General features: G+C 69.9%; 15 protein-coding genes and 1 pseudogene. 3 read left to right on the plus strand and 13 right to left on the minus strand.

The genetic code is table 11. The annotated features are described in order from the left end of the window. The 6 genes from D7X74_RS25290 to D7X74_RS25315 all read right to left on the minus strand — a co-directional run. The coding region (locus D7X74_RS25290) for a CHAT domain-containing protein (protein WP_147446671.1) at positions 1-2689 on the minus strand (2689 nt) is incomplete at its 3' end. A 25-nt stretch (positions 2690-2714) separates the two neighbouring features. Continuing rightward, the gene (locus D7X74_RS25295) at positions 2715-3221 is read right to left on the minus strand and encodes a hypothetical protein (protein WP_233595515.1); all 507 of its coding nucleotides are present in this window, start codon (positions 3219-3221) and stop codon (positions 2715-2717) included. A 54-nt stretch (positions 3222-3275) separates the two neighbouring features. After that, positions 3276-3983, minus strand: coding sequence for a hypothetical protein (locus D7X74_RS25300; protein WP_120535569.1), 708 nt, complete (start codon positions 3981-3983; stop codon positions 3276-3278). Further along, positions 3980-4525, minus strand: coding sequence for an RNA polymerase sigma factor (locus tag D7X74_RS25305; protein WP_233595514.1), 546 nt, complete (start codon positions 4523-4525; stop codon positions 3980-3982). The genes D7X74_RS25300 and D7X74_RS25305 overlap by 4 nt, the downstream gene beginning before the upstream one ends. Before the next feature lie 114 nt (positions 4526-4639). Continuing rightward, complete coding sequence (locus D7X74_RS25310; RefSeq protein WP_120535571.1) at positions 4640-6547, minus strand: M23 family metallopeptidase; 1908 nt, start codon at positions 6545-6547, stop codon at positions 4640-4642. Between the two features lie 96 nt (positions 6548-6643). Beyond that, the gene (locus D7X74_RS25315) at positions 6644-7402 is read right to left on the minus strand and encodes an SDR family oxidoreductase (RefSeq protein ID WP_120535572.1); all 759 of its coding nucleotides are present in this window, start codon (positions 7400-7402) and stop codon (positions 6644-6646) included. 104 nt (positions 7403-7506) lie between these two features. Between D7X74_RS25315 and D7X74_RS25320 the strand changes: the two genes are divergently transcribed. Continuing rightward, a complete protein-coding gene (locus tag D7X74_RS25320; RefSeq protein WP_120535573.1) occupies positions 7507-8421 on the plus strand; it encodes a LysR family transcriptional regulator in 915 nt (304 codons plus the stop codon). Positions 8422-8443: 22 nt separating this feature from the next. Here the strand turns inward: D7X74_RS25320 and D7X74_RS25325 are convergent, their stop codons facing one another. The 5 genes from D7X74_RS25325 to D7X74_RS25345 form a co-directional block, all read right to left on the minus strand. After that, entirely contained in the window at positions 8444-9016 is a 573-nt protein-coding gene (locus tag D7X74_RS25325; RefSeq protein ID WP_120535574.1) for a glutathione S-transferase family protein, read from the minus strand. A gap of 87 nt (positions 9017-9103) precedes the next feature. Continuing rightward, positions 9104-10588: a serine hydrolase gene (locus D7X74_RS25330; RefSeq protein ID WP_120535575.1), complete on the minus strand. Its 1485-nt coding sequence runs from the start codon at positions 10586-10588 to the stop codon at positions 9104-9106. 78 nt (positions 10589-10666) lie between these two features. Next, positions 10667-13240 carry a magnesium-translocating P-type ATPase gene (mgtA, locus tag D7X74_RS25335; protein ID WP_233602247.1) on the minus strand — a complete coding sequence of 858 codons (2574 nt, stop codon included), beginning with the start codon at positions 13238-13240 and terminating at the stop codon, positions 10667-10669. A gap of 178 nt (positions 13241-13418) precedes the next feature. Continuing rightward, positions 13419-13916 (minus strand): hypothetical protein, encoded by a 498-nt coding sequence (locus D7X74_RS25340; protein WP_120535577.1) that lies wholly within the window; start codon positions 13914-13916, stop codon positions 13419-13421. A gap of 10 nt (positions 13917-13926) precedes the next feature. Continuing rightward, positions 13927-14856: a DUF2381 family protein gene (locus D7X74_RS25345; protein ID WP_120535578.1), complete on the minus strand. Its 930-nt coding sequence runs from the start codon at positions 14854-14856 to the stop codon at positions 13927-13929. A 215-nt stretch (positions 14857-15071) separates the two neighbouring features. Between D7X74_RS25345 and D7X74_RS45335 the strand changes: the two genes are divergently transcribed. Next, on the plus strand, positions 15072-15689 hold the full coding sequence (locus D7X74_RS45335) for a hypothetical protein (RefSeq protein WP_199741889.1): 618 nt from the start codon (positions 15072-15074) through the stop codon (positions 15687-15689). Continuing rightward, positions 15686-17026, plus strand: coding sequence for a hypothetical protein (locus D7X74_RS25355; protein ID WP_120535579.1), 1341 nt, complete (start codon positions 15686-15688; stop codon positions 17024-17026). The genes D7X74_RS45335 and D7X74_RS25355 overlap by 4 nt, the downstream gene beginning before the upstream one ends. A gap of 8 nt (positions 17027-17034) precedes the next feature. Here the strand turns inward: D7X74_RS25355 and D7X74_RS25360 are convergent, their stop codons facing one another. Together D7X74_RS25360 and D7X74_RS25365 are read right to left on the minus strand one after the other, a co-directional pair. After that, positions 17035-18957, minus strand: a complete 1923-nt coding sequence (locus D7X74_RS25360; protein WP_255424482.1) for a penicillin-binding transpeptidase domain-containing protein — start codon at positions 18955-18957, stop codon at positions 17035-17037. Positions 18958-19047: 90 nt separating this feature from the next. Continuing rightward, a pseudogene (locus D7X74_RS25365) lies at positions 19048-19836 on the minus strand (right-handed parallel beta-helix repeat-containing protein); the annotation flags it as partial.

The following is a 19836-nucleotide window of genomic DNA, read 5'->3' on the forward strand; positions in this document are numbered from 1 at the left end:
CCCCGAGCCCCGCCCAGGCCGCGGCGGGCTGACCGTCCTCCCAGGCATCGCGCTGGGCGGAGCGCAGGGCCTGTGACACGCCCTGCCCCGTGGCCAGATGTCTGTAATAGCGCTCCAGGAGCCACGCGGCCTCGGCGTCACGCAGGGGCCACAGGCTGGCCACCACGGCGCGCGCACCGGCTTCGAAGAAGGCCCGCGCCAGGCTCAGCACCCCTTCCCCCGCGAGCTGCGCGCCGGACGCGCCCTGGCAACTGGAGAGCACCACCAGCGCGTCCCCCAGGCCCAGCTCCGTGATCTCCCGGGGCTGGAGCAGACCGTCCTCCTGCTCCGCGCCGGGGGCCAGCACCAGCGCGGAGCGCTCCGGGGCCTCGACGTCGACGACGGCGTGCGCGGCGACATGGAGGATGCGCACGTCGTCCAACCGGGACGCCTTCAGGGCCTGCTCGGAGGCGGCGGCCCCCACCAGCAGCCGGGGCTTCACGGCGGTGTCCTCCAGGGACGCCTCCACGGTGTGCCCTTCGCGCCTCGCTTCGGGGAGCGCTCCCAGGTTCGCGGTCTCCCCGAACACGCCGCCCCGCGCGGAGGCCACCACCGTCGGGGCCGCGGCCCGGTCAGGATCCGCCAGGACCAGGGCCTCTCCTCCCGGGGGGCGCACGGCCCGCTCCCGCCAGTGGTGCAGCAGGCTCGCGGAGGGCACCAGCGCCAGCTCGTACCGGGAGATCAACGGTGGTCCATCCGCGCGCTCCCGCAACGCCGCGAAGGCCAGGTCGTGCAGCGGCCCGTCCGGCACCAACAACAGACGCGACACGCTCGAAGGAAGCTCCCGCAGCGCGGGGGCAAGCAACTGCGCATACAGCGCGGCGGCGGCCCCGGCCTCCGAACCGTCGCGCCGCTCGATGAGGCCCGACAGGAGCGCCACCGCGGGACGCAGCCGGGCCCGTTCGGGAAGGCGGTGCGCGCGCGTGCCCTCGCGGGTCACCGCCAGCACCCACGCACCACCCGCTGGCGCGCCCTGGAAGTCCTGGTCCGCGCCCACGAGGAAGACGAGCAGTGCCTCGTCGGTCCCCAGGCGCTGCTCGGTCTGGGTCAGCGACGCGAACCGGACCTCGGCGTGACGGGGCGCTGGCCGCAGCTCGTGCTCCCGTCGCTCCAGCTCCTGGAGTTCCGCCAGCAGTCGCGTGCGCTCGGACTCGGACAGGTCCTTTTCGAGCAGCCGGCGCTGGGTGGTGGACAGGCCGCGCAGCGCGTGGGCCCGCGCCTCCCGACGCTCGGGCGTGTCCTCTCCGGCGGAGAGGGCCCGGGAAGCCGCCAGCGCCTCGAACAACGTCCGGGCGCGCAGCCGCTCACTCACCGCGAAGGCGCGCTCCATCGCTTCGCGGGACGGCAGCGCGGAGGTCTCACCGGCCTCCAGCGTGCGGCCCGCGAGCCGGTGATAGTCATGGGCCCAACTGGAGAACAGCTCCGCCTGGCTGGAGGCGTCCTTCTGCAACTGGCGCAGGACCTCCACCGCGTCCAGCGCGCGCTCCGCCTGTCGCAGCGCCTCCGGCAGGGGCCGCGTGCGGAAGGCCACCATCGAGCGCGCCCGCCACGCGGAGGCGAGGTAGCGCGGATTGTCATGCTCGGCGGCGAGGGCCAGGGCTTCGTCCGCGTCGCGCTCGGCGGCGGCGGCATCCACGCCCGCGAGCCGTTCCGCGCGCGTCCACAGACAGGCGATGCGCCGCTCGGGCAGCCCCGCCTCGCGGGCCAGGTCCAGACAGCGCGTCAGGTGTCCATCCGCCTCGCGCTGCTCCTCCGGACTGTCGCCCAGCAGCTCCGCCATGAGGCGCAGGGCCATCGCCTCGAAGGCCTTGCTGCCCGCGCGCTTCGCCGCCGCGAGCGCTTCGCGTGCGAGGCGCAGCAGCTCCGGCCGACCTCCCGGTTCGGGCTGCTCCTCATGGCGCTGGAACGCGAGGGTGGCGAAGGCGAGCCGCACCCGCGCCTCCGTGCCCAGGTCGTGGGTGCTGCGCGCGAGCTCCGCGAGCTTCCCATACGCATCCAGCGCCTCGTCGTAATGCCCCAGGTTCGCGCTCACGGTGGCCAGGCCGTTCAGCAACTGCTTCTTCATCCCGTCGCTGCCCCCGGAGAAGACGAGCACCTCCGCGCGCTTGAGGAGGCGATAGGCGCGGCCCAGGTCCTGGCCCAGGTCGGAGAGCTCGGACGCCTCCAGGATGAGCGCTCGCACCTGGAGCTGGGCATCCCCGGAGGCACGGGCCACTTCCCCCACCCGCAGGACCCAGACGTGCGCCTCCTCCGTCTGGCCCAGCAACCCCAGCACGTTGCGCAGGTTGATGCCGGCCATCACCTCCCCCTCCGCGTCCCCCAGCCGCCGGAACGCGAGGGCCGCGCGGCGGTAGGACGCTTCCGCCAGGCGCGGCTCGGAGAGCATCTCCACGTGTCCGAGCACCAGCGTGAGCCAGGGGCGATCCGGATGGCTCGCGATGAGGCCGCCCAGCCTGCGCCGGGCCTCGTCGCGACGGGCGGGGTCCTGGGCCTCGCGGAAGAAACACATCGCCGCGTCCGAACCCTCCGGATGGGCGGCGAAGCCCTCCTCGCACCGGGCGAGCGCGGAGGGCTCTGGAGGTCCGGCGACGGCCACGAGGCCGTGCAGGGTCAGCCCCACCGCGAGGAGGAGCAATCCCAGACGCGGCATGCGCTGTCGCCGGACCCCGGACACGTCAGTTCCCGTAGGCCACCGTGCACCGCAGGGGTTCCCCCGTGGTCGGATTGGGATACCCGCCCAGCGGATCACCGGTCCTGGGAATCTTGCAGAACAAGGGTCGATTTCCGGGAGGCGCCGGCGGGGTCCATCGCTCGAACACCAGACCGCCCAGGGCGAGCGGCTCGGTGTTCGACGGAAAGACGAGCTGGGCCCGAACGCCGGCGGCCGAGGGGGCCCGGGCCGACAGGCGCAGCGGGACACCCTCCGTCACCGGCCCCGTGACCTCCGCGAGCACGGCCCCACTGTCCGACAGGATGCGCAACGTCACCGTCAGCGTGCCGCCCCGGCTCACCCCCACGTCCAGCACGGAGGCCACCACCGTGTCCAGGGCCGCTCCCGTCACCGGCACCGTCGTCATCACCTTCGTGGTGGGCACGGCCTGCGCCATCGCCGTGAAACCCCAGACGAGCGCGGTGACCGCGAGCGCCCGCACCCATCCACCGCCAGCATTGCCTGCCATCATCACATCCCCCTCTGCATTGTCTTGGAATGGACCGCGCGCCGGCCTCGCGCGGACTTACTGCAACCGATTCACGAACGTGCTGCCACGCCGGACACCGCCATCCGGCAACCGCGCTTCCACCTGCCAGAGCACCCTCGCCCCCGAGGGCAGCTCCGTCAGCACCGAGGCGGGTACGGTGTACTCCCGCTGCTCCAGCCGCTCCACGCGGTGGAACACCTTCAGGTCCTCCGACGACACCTGCACGCTCCAGTGCGTCGCCTGGGGCACCCCGCTCCAACGCAACACGAAGCGGTCGCGAGGCAGCGTGGTGGCCTCCGGCACCTCGGAGGTGATGGCCTCCGCCGCGCCCCCCCGGATCCGCTCCGGATCCGCCCCCTGCTGCTGCTGCCGCAACACCACGACCGCGCCCACCAGCACCACCCACATCGCCGCCATCGCGGCCCACACAGGACGGCCACTCCAGAAGCGCTTGCCCTGCGCTTTGCGGTCCGTCAGCGACAGCACCTTCGCCGGTGCTTGCGCCTCCGTGGCCGCCCGGGACATCTCCATCGCCAGCCGCCAGGCCTGGGCCCATGCGGGGTCCGCCGCGACGCGCTCGATGACCGCGCGACGCTCATCCGCCGGAAGCTCCTTCATCACGGCGCGCCAGACGAGGTCCGCGTCCACCGGTTCTCCTGACGCCGCGTCCTCGCGCAGCGCCGTGCGCAGCCGCTCCACCCCCGCGTCGTCGATGGAGTCATCCTCGGGGCGGCGTTCGCTCACGGCGTGATTCCCTTCGTGGAGAGACACGCGCGCAGGGCGCTGAGTCCGCGGTAGATGAGGTTTTCGGTGCGCTTGCTCTCCCAGCCCAGCAGCTCCGCTGCTTCCGGAATGGTGTGCCCCTGCAGGTGCAGCGTCACGGCGAGGCGGCGGTCCTGCACCAGCCCCTGGAGGCAGTCGCGCACGGCCCGGGCAATCTGCGCGGCACCGGCGGAACGCTCCGGGTCCCCCGGCGCCACGGGCTGCACGGGCGACTGCTCCACTTCCTCCAGCGCCACCTCCTTGCGTGCGTTCACCCGGCGCAGCTCATCGATGAGCGCCGTGTACGCCACCCGGTACAGGTACGCGGACGAGAGGTCCGCGTGTCCCGGGTCCCGCTTGCGCAGCTCCACCACCCGCATCATCGCCACCTGCACCAGGTCGTCCCGCCGGTCCGCGAGGGACGGAGGGCAGACGCGGGCGAGGGCCTTCTCCAGGTCGCGCCGCAGCGTTTCGAGCCCGGCGTCCGGCGAGGCCCCCGCGGAGTGGCCGTGTCGCAGCTCCAAGATGCATCCCCTCCGGGAAAGGGTGCCGATGGTCGTTGAAAGCCTCATCGGCGGCAAGGCGGAGTCGGGCAAACCGGGCAAATCCCCGAGTCGGTGCTCGGAGACGAACACCCGCTACGGAAGGTTCGCGTCCCAGGCGATCAACCGCACGTCGCCGCCCGTCGTGAGGCGCACGGCGGTGATGACGAAGCGGCCACCCACATAGGTGGACGTGAGCGCCGTCCCGTCCAGGATGTCGCCCGCGATTTCCTGCCCGGTGCGGTGCACCTGGCTGTTCGCGTCCACGTCCCAGGTGAACACGCGCAGGTTGCCCCCCGAGTCGCGCACCGACGTCACCAGGTGCTGGCCCACCACCCGCGCGGCCTGCACGTCCAGGACACCGCTGGCGTCCTCGTCGTCACGGCGCACGAGCTGTCCGGCCGTGGTGATGTCGAAGGAGATGTTGCGCAGCACGCCCGTGGGCAGCCGGGCGCTGACCACCACCAGGTCCCGCACGTTGGTGAAGGAGAGGCTGCTGATGGCCACGTCCGCCACGTCGCCACCCAGGTAGGTGCCGCGCTTGGAGACGAGGCCCGTGGAGCCGATCTCCCAGGCCGTGACGCTCAGCTTGCCGGCCGGGGTGCGCACCGCGGTGACGACGCCCTTGAAGCTGCTGCCCGTATCCCCCGCGACGCGGCCATTGGCGACGGCCGCGAGCGAGACGTGGGTGGCATCCTCACCGAAGCCGTTGCCCCGGCGGGTGATGGTGTCCAGGCTGGAGGAGGTCTCCCAGGTGCTGACCTTCAAGCGGCCCGCCGCGTCGCGGACGGCGCTCACCACGCCCAGGCTCCCGCCCGGCATGGACGCGAGCGCCATCTGGCTGGAGATGGCATCCCCGCCCGCCTCTGCCTGCCGGGTGAAGCTGCCGCCGAGTGACACGCGCCACGCGGTGAGCTTCAGCTTGCCGTCACCATCCCGCGCGGCCGTCACCACGTCGCGGCCCAGGCCGGGGTTCGCGATGGAGACGTAGGTGGAGGCGTCGGTGGTGGTGGTGCCGTGGAGCTTCGTGAAGGTGCCGTCCCCCGCGAGCCGCCAGGAGCCCAGCGCGAGCCGCCCGGAGACGTCGCGCGTGGCGGTCACCACCGTGTCGCCCGAGGACGTCATCGCCACCTCCATCGCCGCATCCCCGGTGATGGAGCCCCGGCGCAGCAGCGGATCCGGGTGGATGGCGGAGGGGAACTGGTTCAGGGCTTCGGAGCGCAGCGGAACGAAGTCGAGCGAGGAGTCGTACGCCACCGACCCGTTCTTCTGCCACGCCTGGGAGAAAGGCAGCGGCAGGGATTCCCCCATCGTCGTCTCGCTCAGCATGGGCTTCAGGTGCACGTGCAGGTGCGGACCCGACGAAGCGCCGGAGCTGCCCACGCGGCCGATGAACTGCCCGCGCTTCACGAAGGCCCGCTGCGCGGTGGGGACCATCACCTCGCGGGGAAGGTCGCCCACGCGGTCCTCCGCGTCCGCCACGTAGGTGTCATTGAAGGGGCACAGCGCCTCCGGGATGCTGCCCGGCTGCATGTGCGCGTAGAGGATGATCTTCCCGTCGTTCGTGCGGATGTTCAGGTGGTTGCCCGAACGCGGGATCCTGAGCGGATCCGAGGTGCGGCCCGGGTGGGGCACGTCGTCACCGCCGTGCACGGCGGGCTTGAGGCCCTCCGGGGCGTTGCGCCAGCAGGTCACCACCTCACCGTCCGCGATGGCGGAGACGGGCAGCCCGTAGATGACCCAGTCGGAGTTCTTGGGGTTCACGGCGTAGTCCGCGAAGGGAATCTTCACGCGGGTGAACCGGCTGGTGGTGTCATCGAAGCGCACGGCATTGAGGTCCCGGTTCTCCGTGCCGTCATGGTCGCTGGAGATCCACCAGTGGCTGCCCTCCGGGAGGTCCGCGCTGCTGCCGGGAAAGGCATAGGTCTGCGCGGAGGCACCGACGCTGACGGTGGCGACGGCCACGGCGGTGAGCCGGGCGGCGGAACGAAGGCGGGAGGGCATGGGTGCGGCTCCTGGGACGGGGGCGCTGGTTTCGCGCCTGCCCCCTCCCAACGACATGGCCCCTTTTTTCTCCTCACCCCCTCCCGGAGAAAAGTCTCAGACCATGCCGCCGTTGGCGCGCAGCACCTGGCCGTTGATCCACCCGCCGTCAGGGCCGACGAGGAAGGCCACCGACGCGGCGATGTCCTCCGGGGTGCCCAGGCGCTCCAGCGGGTTCATCTTCGCCATGCGGTCCACGACGTCCCGCGACTTGCCGTCGAGGAACAGGTCGGTGGCGGTGGGGCCGGGGGCGACGGCGTTGACGGTGATGGAGCGGCCGCGCAGCTCCTTGGAGAGGATGGCCGTCATCGTCTCCACGGCGGCCTTGGTGGCGGCGTAGACGCCGTACGTTTCCAGCTTCAGCCCCACGACGCTGGTGGAGAAGCTGACGATGCGGCCCCCGTCGCGCAGGCGGCGCGCGGCTTCGCGCAGGCCGTTGAAGGTGCCCTTCAAGTTGATGGCGATCTGCCGGTCGAACAGCGCGTCGTCGCTGTCCGCGAAGCGCTTGAGCATCATCACGCCCGCGTTGTTCACCAGCACGTCCACGCCGCCGAACACGGTCTCCGCCGAGTCGAACATCCGGGCGACGGCTGTCGGGTCGGACACATCCGCCTGGGCACTGAGGGCGCGGCCCCCGGCCGCCTCAATCTTGCGCACCAGCGCTTCGGCGGAGTCCTTGCTGCCCGCGTAGTTGACGATGACGTTGAAGCCGTCCCGGGCGAGCCGCTCCGCCACGGCGGCCCCGATGCCGCGCGAGGCGCCGGTCACGATGGCGGTCTTCTTGGTGCTCTGGGGGTTCTGGGTCTGGGCGGTCATGGTCTCTCTCCGGGGTCGCTGCTGCGTGGATGAGAGGAAGATGCGCCTTTCCTCCGTACGGATAATCAGGCACGGTTCGGCATCACTGTTCGACAGGGCGGACAATGGACCGGTTCGATGCACTGCGGGTCTTCACCCGCATCGTGGAGCGCAGGAGCTTCACGCAGGCGGCCCAGGACCTGGGGCTGCCCCGGTCGTCGGTGACGGACGCGGTGAAGCAACTGGAGGAGCGGCTGGGCGTGCGCCTGCTCCAGCGCACGACGCGGCACGTGAGCCCCACGCTGGACGGCGAGGCGTACTACCAGCGCTGCGTGTCGCTGCTGGCGGACCTGGAGGAAGCGGACGCGGCGTTCGCGGGGGCGCAGCCGAAGGGGCTGTTGCGCGTGGACGTGCACGGGACACTGGCGCGCAGGTTCGTGCTACCCCGGCTGCCGGAGTTCCTGGAGCGCTACCCGGGCATCGAGCTGTACATGAGCGAGGGGGACCGGCTGGTGGACCTGGTCCGGGAGGGCATCGACTGCGTGCTGCGCGTGGGGGACCTCCACGACAGCGACATGGTGGCCCGGAGGGTCGCGATGCTGGAGGAGGTGACGTGCGCGTCACCGGCATATCTGGCGCGGCATGGCGTGCCGGAGAGCCTTGAAGCGCTCCAGCAGGGGCACCGGATGGTGGGGTTCCGTTCCTCCGCGACGGGGAGCCTGTTGCCACTGGAGTTCACCGTGGGCGGTGAGGTGCGCCAGGTGGTGATTCCCGCCACGGTCTCGGTGAACGGGGCGGAGAGCCTGGTGGCCTCCGCGCGGCTGGGCTTCGGGCTGATGCAGGCCCCGCGCTACCACCTGGAGGAGGACTTCGCGCGAGGCACGCTGGTGCCGGTGCTGACCGCGCATCCGCCCACGCCGACGCCGGTGTCGCTGCTCTACCCGCGCAGCCGGCAGCTCTCGCCTCGCGTGCGCGTGTTCATCGACTGGCTGGCGCGCGGGTTCGCGGCACCGGCAGGGGACGACTCGGGGCGCGCTTGAGACAGGGCGCGCCCCGGAGGCTTCAGCGCAGCTTCATGCCCTTGGGACGGGCCAGGAGCCGGTCCACGTAGGCGTCAATCTTCGGACGGCCCGACGTGGAGCCGAACATGCGCTGCCAGATGAACATCGAGCCGATCATCACGTCGGCCGCGGTGAACCAGTCGCCGAACAGGTAGGGCCCGTCGCCCAGCTCGTTCTCGATGGCGTTCAGGGCCCCCTCGAAGTCCGTCCAGCCGCGCGAGGGCGCCGTCGGGGCCTTCATCAGGAAGTCGCCCATCGAGGGCTCCAACTGGGACGTTGAGTACACCATCAGGGACAGGTAGCGGCCGCGCTCCGGCGCATCCAGCTTCGGCGCGAGTTTCGCCTGGGGATACTTGTCGGCCAGGTACAGACAGATGGCCGCGCCCTCGAACACGCGGGTCGCTCCGTCCACCAACGCGGGCAGCTTGCCGGCCGGGTTGATCTTCAGGAACTCCGGCGCCTTGTGCTCGCCCTTCTCGAAGCTGATGGGGACGATCTCGTACTCGGCACCGCACTCATCGAGCATCCACTTGGCGATCACCGCGCGACTCTTCGGATTGAAATAGAGCTTCATCCAGGCACCTCCGGAAGGGACGAACGTCGGGCCTCCACCTAGCAGAACGTCGCGGGGAACGGGTCCATTCGTTCCCCGCACGGTCCTTCAGGGAACAGCCTTCGTCGCGGGCGCCGTCGCCGCGGGCCCCAGCGTCTTGAGTGCCTCCACCGCGCTCGGCATGTTCGGCTCCAGCTCCAGCGCCTTGCGGTAGTTCACCCGGGCCTGCTCCTTGTCGCCGTGGGCCAGGTACGCCTCCCCCAGGCTGTCGTAGAGGTTCCCGTTCTTCGGGAACATCTCCACGTTCAGCTTGAAGACTTCAATGGCGTCCGTGACCCGCCCCGCGCGGAGGAACTGGTAGCCCAGGCCGTTGAGCTGCTGCTCGGAGAAGTCATACGCGTCCGCCTTCTTCGCCTTCAGGTCGCGATACCGGGCGATGAGGTCCGCCACGGGCGCCTTGTCGAGCGTCTGGCTCAAGGTCTCCCGGATGCCGGGCCGGGGCGCCTTGGGCGTGATGCCATGGAGGGCGCTGAACAACCCGTTCGCGAGTTCCTTGAGCCTGTCGCCGCGCGACGTGTTGTCCAGGAGGATGACGACCTCCCGGCTCGCGGGGATGCGGAAGATGCGGGTGCTGAACCCGTTGATGCCGCCGCTGTGCGTCACCGTGGCCAGCTCCGTCTTGTCGTCCTGCAGCTTCATCGGTTCGATGGTCCACCCGAAGCCGTACTTCTCCAGCCCGGGCGTGAACATCTTCTGCTTGAGCGCCGAGGGCAGCAGCGCGTCCGCGTAGAGCGCGCGGTCCCAGAGGTAGAGGTCCTCCACCGTGGAGTACAGCGAGCCGGCCGCGTACGGGATGGACATGTCCAGATAGGGGGCGTTGATGTAGCCCTCCGGCTCCAGTTCGTAGCCGCTCGCGCGCTTGGGGAGCACGGTGGCGTACACGTCGTAGCCGGAGCTCTTCATCCCCAGCTTGTCGAAGATGCGCTCCTGGACCGCCTGCGCGTACGTCTTGCCGGTGGCGCGCTCGATGATGGCGCCGAGCAGGAAGTAGCCGGAGTTGCTGTAGGCGAACTTGGAGCCGGGCTCGAACTGGAGGTCGCCGCTGGCGAACTCCTTCACGAAGTCCGCGACCTTGTAGGGATTGCGCGACACCTTCTCGAAGAAGCCGGGCGCGGACGTGTAGTTGGGAATGCCCGAGGTGTGGTTCAGCAGGTGCGTGAGGGTGACGCGCGAGCCCGTGTCCTTGCGATAGTCAGGCAGCAGCTTCACGAGCGGGTCGTCCAGTTGGAGCTTGCCCTCCGCGACGAGCTGCAGGACGACCATCGCGGTGAACTGCTTGGAGACGGAGGCCAGGCGGAACTTCGTGTCCGGCGTGTTCGGGGCCTGCCATTCGAAGTTGGCGAAGCCGTAGCCCTTCTTGAGGATGACGCCCTTCTCGTTGGCGACGAGCACGGCGCCGTTGAACTGGCGCAGCTGGTGGTACTGCGTGACCAGCCGGTCCAGCTCCTGCGCCTTCGGCGCCGCGCCCGCGACGGGCACGAACAGCAACAGGACGGCGAGGACGCTCAAGAGGCGCACGGGGTTCCAATTCATTCGGTCTCTCCGCTCATGAGCCTCCACACGCGCCAGGGGCCGAGCGATTGCATGGACGGCGCGAAAAAGAACGCGGTGTCACGCGGTGCTGAAGCGGCGGAGGAACCAGCGGTTGAGCAGCGCCGCGCACAGCAGGTAGAGCACCACCAGCGCGGCGAGCGACAGCAGCACCCTCGGCGGGGGCGCCACGAAGCCGAAGAAGGCTCCCAGGGGTGTGAAGGGCAGCACGTTGGCCACCATCACCATGCTGAGCGATGACAGCAGCAGCCAGCGCGACGGAGGACTGCGCCCCGGCCCTCCCCGGGTCCGGATGATGAAGATGACCAGCACCTGCGTGGTCAGCGACTCCATGAACCAGCCCGTCTGGAAGAGCGTCGCGTCGGCGTGGAAGCCGCGCAGCAACACCGCGAAGGTGGCCGCGTCGAAGAGCGAGCTGAGCGAGCCGAACACCGCCATGTACAGGCGCACGAAGCGCATGTCCCAGCGCGGGGGCTTCTCCAGTTGCTCCGCGTCCACCGTGTCCAGGGGGATGGCCAGCTCCGACACGTCATACAGCAGGTTGTTGAGGAGGATCTGGATGGGGAGCATGGGCAGGAACGGCAGCACCAGCGACGCCACGGCCATGCTCAGCATGTTCCCGAAGTTGGAGCTGGTCCCCATGCGGATGTACTTCATGACGTTGCCGAAGGTGCGCCGCCCCTCCATGACGCCGTCGTGCAGGACGCCCAGCTCCTGTCGCAGGAGGATCAACGCCGCGGCCTCGCGCGCCACGTCCACCGCCCCCGCGACGGAGATGCCCACGTCCGCTTCGTGCAGCGACGGCGCGTCGTTGATGCCGTCTCCCAGGTAGCCCACCACGTGGCGCCGCTGCCGCAGCGCGCGCAGGATGCGGCCCTTCTGCGCGGGGGACACCCGGGCGAAGACCGTGGTGGATCCGGCTCGCGCGCGCAGGCCCGGGTCGTCCAGCAGCGCCACCTCCGCGCCGGTGAGCACGTCCTCGACCTCCAACCCCAGCTCGCGGCAGACATGCACCGCCACGCGCGCGTTGTCGCCCGTCACCACCTTGACCGCGATGCCCGCCTGGGCGAGCGCCGCCAGCGCCGGACGCGCGCTCTGCTTGGGCGGATCCAGGAAGGCGACGAAGCCCGCGAAGACGAGCCGCGCCTCGTCCTCCAGGGTCGCGGGTGCTCCCGGAGACAGCCCCTCGCGCCAGGCGACACCCAGCACCCGGAAGCCCTCCTCCCCCAGCGCATCCACCCGGGCCTGCAAGGCGTCTCGCGCGGCCGTGTCCAGGGCGCGCACGGTCCCGTCCGCGTCCTCCCGTGCTTCACAGCGGGACAGCAGGTCCTCCGGCGCGCCCTTCACCACCAGCACGCGGCGGCCGGCCTTCTCCAGCAGCACGGACACGCGGCGACGCTCGAAGTCGAAGGGCAGCTCGTCCTGTTTGCTCCAGCCCTGCGTGCACGGCAAGGGGCGCGCGAGGATGGCCGCGTCCATGGGGCTGCGCAGGCCGGTCGCGAAGTGGCTGTTGAGGAAGGCCCATTCCAGGACGCGCTCGCTCTGCTCACAGGAGGCATCCTCGTGGCGCTCCATCCGGATGCTCGCCTCGGTGAGCGTCCCCGTCTTGTCCGTGCACAGCACGTCCATGCACCCCAGGTCGTGCACCGCGCTCAACCGCTTGACGATGACGCCCTGGCTCGCGAGCCGCAGGGCGCCTCGCGCGAGCGTCACCGACACGACCATGGGCAACAGCTCCGGCGTCAGTCCCACCGCCAGCGCCACGGCGAAGAGGAAGGACTCCAGCAGCGGTCGCTCCAGGGTCAGGTTCACCAGGAGGACGAACAGCACCATCAGCACCGTCAGCCGCATCAACATCCCGGAGAAGCGGCGCGTGTCCTTTTCAAACGCGGTGGAGGCGACGGGGGCGTCCAGGGACCGGGTGATGCCGCCCACCTCCGTGTCCCCTCCGGTGGCGAAGACGAGCACCCGGGCGGTGCCTTCCAACACCGAGGTGCCGGAAAAGACGGCGTTGCCCACCTCCGCGAGCGGAGCGTCCGCCGGCACGTCCGCGGGGGCCTTCTCCACGGGATAGGGCTCGCCGGTGAGCAGCGACTCGTTGACGGACAGCTCCCGCGACGCCAGGAGGCGCGCATCCGCCGGCACCCGGCTGCCAGCCGCGAGCAGGACCACGTCTCCGGGGACAAGAGACACCGCGGGCAGTTCGCGCTCCTCACCGTCGCGCAGCACGCGAGCGCGCAGGGCCACCGCGCCGCGCAGGCGCTCCGCCGCGTTGCTGGCGCGGTGCTCCTGGACGAAGTCCAGCGCCACGCTGATCAACACGATGACCGCGATGATGGCGGAGCTGGTCAGGTCATGGACGACGGCCGACACGCCACAGGCCACCAGCAACACGAGCACCAGCGGGTTGCCCAGGCGCAGGAGGAGCTCCACCGGCAACGAGCGCCGGTGCCGGGCCTCCACCGTGTTGGGGCCTCCCGAGGCGAGTCGCGCCTCCGCCCTTGCCTGGGACAGTCCCTGGGGCGTCGTGTCCAGCCGGGCACACAGCGCCTCCAGGGGGCCGCTCCAGGCGGGCGGGCCCGGGCGCCTCGGGGCCGGTCCTCGCCGCTTGCGACCATGGCCTGGGGACCGCACCGCGGGCCTGGCAGCACGGCCGCTCGGGCGTTCGTCGGCCATACCCCAAGGGTGGACAGCGTCACCGGGGATGACCACCGGTCTCACATGGGTGAGACGCAGCGCTCGTCGGCTTGACCTTCGGGTCCTTGAGTCGGAGGCCTCACGTCCCCGGGCCTGGGAGGACGTCGGGGCTCACTCACCGGAACTCGTCGACGATGTAGACACCCGCTCGCGGTGACGCGAGGACCGCGGTCCCCGGCTTGGACTCTGGCAGTTTGCGCAACTGTCCGAACCCGAGCCGCGCCACCGCGCAGATGGGGATGGTGTCCCCTCCCCGCATGCGTTTGGCCGCGTAGTAGCGGATGACCGGCTGCCGCCCTCCGGTCCAGACGCGCCCATAGAGCCGGACCGGCGCACCCAATGTTCCGAGGTCTTCGTCTAGGACGCTTTCGATGGGGCCGTCGTAGAGGGTGATGTTGTCCGCACGGCTCTGGTTCGCATCCAGTTGGACCCAGGCGGCTTCACCCACGAAGAGCTGCAGATACCGCATGATCTCCAGCGACTTCTCCGGGCACTTCTCCCACATGGGCGTGCCGTCAGCGCGAAGGCGGACATCTCCAGGGGTCGTGGCGCATCCCAACGACAATCCCAGCAGCCCCACACACCCCATGAACGCGCATTTGCGGAAACTCATCCAGTCGCTCTTACTTTCCGATCAGGTTCGGATCCAGTTGAACCACGGCTTGCCGAAGCCCGTCCTGCCGGTACAGCTCCAGGAACAGGGAGGTCAGCGTGCCCTGGTCCAAGAATGCACTCCCATCCACGACCAGCGCCACCACACCGGAGGTTCCTGGCACAAGTTCCTCCGCGGATGACCGGACCGCCACGACACGCTCCTTCGCGTCCGAAGTTCCCACCAGACGCACGGACTTCACGCTCCAGGGTTGGGTGGCGTGAAGGTTCTTCACCTTGAAGACCACCGCCGCCTTCCCGACGCCCCGGAAGATGGAGCCGTCCAGCGCCGCGTCCTCGTCCCTTCCGGAGAAGTGGTCCGCGAGAATGAAGGGAGTCTGGGGTACGGCGCCCACGGCCAGCAGCGCCGCCAGCGCATGGTCCTCGGAGACGCCCTCCTTGCGCAGCCGTTCGTTGTCCGCGCGCAGCGTCTTGTTCTCCCGCTCTGACTCACGCAGCGCGGACACCATGGCTTCGCGGCCCTGGTGATCCTCGAAGACGTCGAGCTGTTGATCCGCGCCACGGCCCTCCCAACGTCCAGGAGAAGGCGGGCGAAGGAGGAAGGGGACCTCGCGCCCGTCCGCCAGCGTCACCAGCAGTGAGAAACCCTCATCGATATCCAACTCCTGCCGGGGCTCCACGATGACCTTCCGCCCGACGACGCCCACGGGCTCGAAGCGGCCGTCCCCGCCCATCAGGCGGGTCCGCACCGCATCCACGGCCTGCTCGAAGCGAAGGACCGTCACCACCCGCCCCTTCACGTAGACACGTTGAGGCGCGGCGGCTGGATGATCCGACAGGAACAGGCTCCGAACACCGGGCTGCTCACGCCCCTCCGCCAACGCGGATCCCGCGAGCAGCACGCTGAGCAACACCCACTTCGCAGGTAGGGACGTCTTCATAGGACCTGGAGCATAGCGTCCGCAGTGCGTCCGTCCAGGAGGGACGCACTGCGCCTCGCGTCCCTTCATCGGGGCCCGCGCTTACGGGAGCGCGGCTGTCCGCGAGAGGAGGCGGAGACTCTGCCCTTCAAGACCGTGGCATCGAAGCCGGGTCGAACGTCAGACGTGTGTCCTTTGCTTCCGGCATCGCTGGGCTTTCAGTCACAGGAGGCGGCATGCACGTGGCGCGGAAGTGGGCTCTCTGGCTGTGGCTGCTCCTGCCTGCCTCCGTCGGGGCGGAGACCCTCCCGGACGCATCGCCGTTGGAAGAGGAGCGCCCTCCTCGCCGGGAGTGGGCCTACCTGTTGCGACTGGAGGCCATGGCGCTGACGCTGCGTTCGAGGACGGGCGAGGACGAAGGCTTCATGCAGTTGGAGCCCACGGTGGTGGTGGACGGAGGAGCGACGCTCGGCCTCAATCAGCCCCGCATCGAGATGCACGTGGGCGTGATGAAGGCGGATCTCCGGTTCGCGGATCTGCTCGTGATTGAGAACCAGCCAACCGCCGGCCAACCGCCTCGTGTCGAGACGTTCAGCACCAAGAGCCGAGACCTCTCTCGAATGGAGCTGGGGGAGCTGACGACGCAGATGACCGGGGACGCGAAGCTCGCGCTCAGGTATTACGGTGAGACGCTGAAAATTCGCAGGCCCGGAATGGAAATAGAAGCACGGGTCCAGAGGGTCCGCCTCATCTATGAAGGCGGCGAATTGAAGCCAAGCGGCCCGATAGACCTGAAGTCCGCCGTGGAGCGCACTGCGACCGAGGTCAAGGGAGTGGAGGTGTCGTTTCAATGAAATCGCTTAAGTTCCACGAACTGCCCGTAGAGGATCGCCTCAGACTTTCATTCGAAGGCACCTTCGCCCCCGAGGCGGGCTTGGAAAACACCCTGGGTCCGGTCCTCCAAGCGCTAGAGTCCTGCGCGGGGGATTGGATGCCAGACGTCGTCAAGGGGCGACGGCGGAGAAAGTATTCTCGCGCTGCTTTCTGGAAGGCGGTGGAAGAAGCGCGCGACGAACACGGTGTGATGGTGGGTCTTCATCGTACGAAGTGGCCCGCGTTGGACATGACACTTCTGCTGTGGTTTCCGCCCCACCCTCCCAAGCTGGACATCCATGTCTCGCTCCAGCCGCTTTCATTCTTCGCGAATGCGGAGCGCAGCCGAGCATTCGTGGAGCTGGTTCGTGAATGGGCGTCACAGCATCCCGTCACCCATGCCATGACCAGCAGTCTGGCCGAGGACCAGCTTTCTGGCGCTCCCGACTACGGCCGTGATGAGAGAACCGCGCGCAGAGACGGGTTCGACAAGATCTATGAGGTGGGCTGGCTGAACATCTTCGGTCCGAAGCTGGTGGAGAGCGTTGGCCGCGAGCGAATGCTCTCCACTCCAGCCTACAAGGTGGAAGCACTTCCCAACGGTTCGATCCTCCTGGTGACGCGCCCCACGCCCGCCGACTTCGCCTGTGACGAGGCGCGAGTGGCCCAGGCTCGTATCCAGGCTCACCTGCGGCCTGAACTCGATGAAGCAACCGTGCTGCGGACCCTGCGCGAGCGGAGTGCGGCGCTCGTCCCCGTGGAGCCTCGCTTCCACCCGGACGTGGCCCCGCTCCTCCTCGGCGTGGTGGATCGGGCCCTCCTCGGCGAGCGTCAGCGGAAGATCGCCGAACTCAACGCCTACCAACCGCCCGAACCGGAGGAATGGCTGCCAGCCAGTGCCGCCCTGCCCTGCGACGTAGAGGATCCGGACCTCGTTCTCGACCAGTATCGCCAGCTCATCGAGGGGCTCATCGCGGTACTGCACACCTCGGTGCCCTCCATCTTTGATTCGATGCCCGGGTCACTCACGGACCTCGACCTCTACTTCTGGCGAGAGGATTTTCCGAGACGGTATCTGCGGGAATACATCGACTCGCATACGGCGCCCGCGGCGGGGGCCTATCTGGGCAGCGTGCTGGTGCGACGGTTGGGTGGGGAGTGGATTCCTCGCAAGAAGCTGGAGGAGTCCCAGGTGCGGATCGGAAACCGTGTCTGGCTCCCCTTCCTGCGCGCCCGGCGCTACATGCACTCCCGACAGGCACTGCTGGACTACTCGCTCACCCAGTTGTTCCTTGAGGCAGAGCGGCAGCGCTCCTGACAGGAGCTTCACCGCGCCGCTGCATCCAGCGTCTGGAGGAAGCGCGTTGCGATGGGGACGGCGACGCGGCCTCCCACACCGCCACCTTCCACGAACACCGCGAAGCCCATGCCCCCGCGCAAGCCGATGAACCACGCGTGGGTTTCGGGCGGCAGCGCCGTGCCGAACTCCGCGGTCCCCGTCTTGCCCATGAGCCCCTGGAAGCCCACCGCCGACTTCGCCGTGCCGTCCGTCACCACCGCGCGCATGAGGTCGCGAAGCGCCACCGGGGTGCCCGCGCTCAACCGCGCCTCCGGGCCTTCCTCCGCGTCCGCCAGCAGGCGCGGTGCGTGCCAGACGCCGGTGTCCACCGCCGCCGCGACCGTGGCCATGTGCAGCGGCGTGGCCAGCACGCGCCCCTGCCCCATGGAGGCCGCGGCCCGGTCGGCATCGTCCCCCGGTGGCGGGAAGGACGCCCCGGGCGAGGGCAGGCCCACGTCGTAGCGCGCCCCGAAGCCGAAGCGCCGGGCCGCATCCTCCAGCGCGTTGCGCCCCAGCTTCGCGGAGAGCTGGATGAACGCCGTGTTGCACGACAGCGCGAACACCTGCCGGAAGGTCGTCTCCCCGAAGGCTTCGGCTTCGAAGTTGCGGAAGCGCCTGGGGCCCGCGGTCACCTCCACGGGACAGGTGACCCGGGTGTCTGGCTTCACGCCGCTGGCGAGCAGCGCTTCGGCGGTCACGACCTTGAACGTGGATCCCGGCGGGTAGCGCCCCGTCAGCGCCCGGTGCAGCGCTTCCCCCAGGGGACGGCTGGCCACCGCCAGCACTTCGCCCGTGGCCGTGTCCACCGCGACCAGCGCCGCCGGCCTCGTGACGTCCGCGAGCGCCGCCTCCGCCGCTGCCTGCACGTCCCTTCGCAACGTGGTGCGCACCGGCGTTCCCGGTGCGCCTTCGAAGCGGTGCAGCACCACCGCCTCACCCGAACGGCGCAGCAACCGCACCTCGCCGGACGGGCTTCCGGCCAGCGCCCTCTCCTGCGCCCGCTCCAGGCCCGACAGCCCGACGACGTCTCCCGCCTGGTAGGGATGACCCAGGAGATGGAGCGCCTCCGCCGTCACCTCGCCCACGCGGCCCAGCGTGTGCGCGGCGAAGCCCTCCGCCGGGGAGAGGCGCGCGGTCTTCTTGCGAAAGAAGATGCCGGGCACCGGCGCCAGCACGGCGCGCACCTGCTGGTAGCGCTCCGGGCGCACGTCGATGAACGCGAGGAACTGCTCGGGCTGCGCTCCCGCGGACTTCAGGGCGGCCTGGATCCTCTGTGGATCCATTCCGAGCTGTGACTGGAGCGCGTTGGCCACGGCCGCGCCGTCCCTCACCCGCCCTGGATACGCCCCGATGGTGATGACCTCTCCAGGCACGGTGAGCGGCGCTCCACGGGCGTCGAGCAGCGCGGCGCGCGGACCCCAGGTTCGCAGGCGTCCGAAGCTGTCACCGACGCGGGCCTCCGGATGGAACACCTCCGGGGTCCAGCGCAGGCTCCAGCGCTTGCCCTTGCGCTCGAAGCGCAACCTGGACTCCACCGCCCAGTCACCCAGCCCCCGCAGCGAGTGCACGCCGCGAAAGGTCACCACCGCGACGCGGTCGTCCTCGGACTCCAGGTGGAGCCCTTCGAAGCGCGAGGCCGTGACACCCAGGCCCTGCCGCCACCGGGCGTGCTGCGCGTCGAAGTCCGCGGGCACCTCCACGAGCGCCTGTCGCTGGGCGCCCAGGTCGTTGCGCGCCCACGCCTCCAGGTACGCGAGGGCCATGTCCTCCGGTCCACCGGGCGCGTCCTGCTTCACGGCGCGCGGCAGACAGGAGGGAAGCAGAAGAAGGAGCCAGAGCCCCACCCAGGTGATGACCGCCCGTCCGTGCACGCGCCCCGTGTACCGCGCCGTTCCTTCCGAGGCGATCACGATGTGCTGTGCCCTGTCCGTCCCGGACCGTCGGTCGTTCACCCACCCGAGCCACGCACACGCGGAGCATGAGGTGGACCGCGCTCCGGATCAGCGGACGGTGAGGTCCTGCGTCGTGCTCTCGCCGTCGCCCGTCGCCGTGACGGTCAGCACACCGGAGGCTGCTGCCCGGACGTAGAAGACCGCTTCACGCTGCGCGCCCGCGAGGTCCACCGACGCCACCGCCGCATCCGAGCAATCCGAGCGCAGGTGGAACGACGCTCCGCCTACCGACGCGCTCAACTCCACCTTCGGATCCACCAGCGGGGCCAGGTTGCCCGCGACGTCCCGCCCCTGCACCACCAGCGCTTCGGAACACGTCCCCACATCCACCGCCCGCGCCGGCGTGGCGAAGGCCACCTGTCGCTCCGCTCCGACCGTCTTCACGTCCACCGCGAACGCCTCACCCGGGTGCGCCGCAGGGTCATAGCCATCACCGCTGACCCTGTTGCGGCTGATGAGGTTCCCGGTCCCGGAGTCGTAGATGCCCGCCTGATAGACGGACCTGTTCGTCAGCGCGCCATTGCGCAACACGTTGTCCAGCACCTGGATCCGGGTGGGCTCCGAGGGCGCGTTGAAGCCGGCGCCCTCCCCCTGCGCCAGGTTGATGCCGACGTCGTTCCCCGTCACCTCGTTGCCCTGGATGATCAGGCCGAGGCACAGCGCCCGTCCCACACCGTAGAACGAGCCGCCCACCACCAGGATGCCGGACCCCGTGTCCTCGCCGCCCGTGTACGCGTGGCCCGTCACCTCGTTGTCCACCACCCGGCCCGAGGCCCCGTAGGCCACCTGGATGCCATTGCGCGCGATGTGGTCCACCACCCCGCCGCCCTCCATCAC

The sequence above is a fragment of the Corallococcus sp. CA047B genome, from assembly GCF_003612065.1.
In the GTDB taxonomy this organism is placed as follows: domain Bacteria; phylum Myxococcota; class Myxococcia; order Myxococcales; family Myxococcaceae; genus Corallococcus; species Corallococcus praedator.

What these genes read in the sequence shown, in the direction of transcription:
- D7X74_RS25295 (WP_233595515.1), bottom strand. Translation starts at nt 3,221, where the DNA reads ATGATGGCAGGCAATGCTGGCGGTGGATGGGTGCGGGCGCTCGCGGTC.
- D7X74_RS25310 (WP_120535571.1), bottom strand. Translation starts at nt 6,547, where the DNA reads ATGCCCTCCCGCCTTCGTTCCGCCGCCCGGCTCACCGCCGTGGCCGTC.
- D7X74_RS25315 (WP_120535572.1), bottom strand. Translation starts at nt 7,402, where the DNA reads ATGACCGCCCAGACCCAGAACCCCCAGAGCACCAAGAAGACCGCCATC.
- D7X74_RS25320 (WP_120535573.1), top strand. Translation starts at nt 7,507, where the DNA reads ATGGACCGGTTCGATGCACTGCGGGTCTTCACCCGCATCGTGGAGCGC.
- D7X74_RS25325 (WP_120535574.1), bottom strand. Translation starts at nt 9,016, where the DNA reads ATGAAGCTCTATTTCAATCCGAAGAGTCGCGCGGTGATCGCCAAGTGG.
- D7X74_RS25330 (WP_120535575.1), bottom strand. Translation starts at nt 10,588, where the DNA reads ATGAATTGGAACCCCGTGCGCCTCTTGAGCGTCCTCGCCGTCCTGTTG.
- D7X74_RS25340 (WP_120535577.1), bottom strand. Translation starts at nt 13,916, where the DNA reads ATGAGTTTCCGCAAATGCGCGTTCATGGGGTGTGTGGGGCTGCTGGGA.
- D7X74_RS25345 (WP_120535578.1), bottom strand. Translation starts at nt 14,856, where the DNA reads ATGAAGACGTCCCTACCTGCGAAGTGGGTGTTGCTCAGCGTGCTGCTC.
- D7X74_RS45335 (WP_199741889.1), top strand. Translation starts at nt 15,072, where the DNA reads ATGCACGTGGCGCGGAAGTGGGCTCTCTGGCTGTGGCTGCTCCTGCCT.
- D7X74_RS25355 (WP_120535579.1), top strand. Translation starts at nt 15,686, where the DNA reads ATGAAATCGCTTAAGTTCCACGAACTGCCCGTAGAGGATCGCCTCAGA.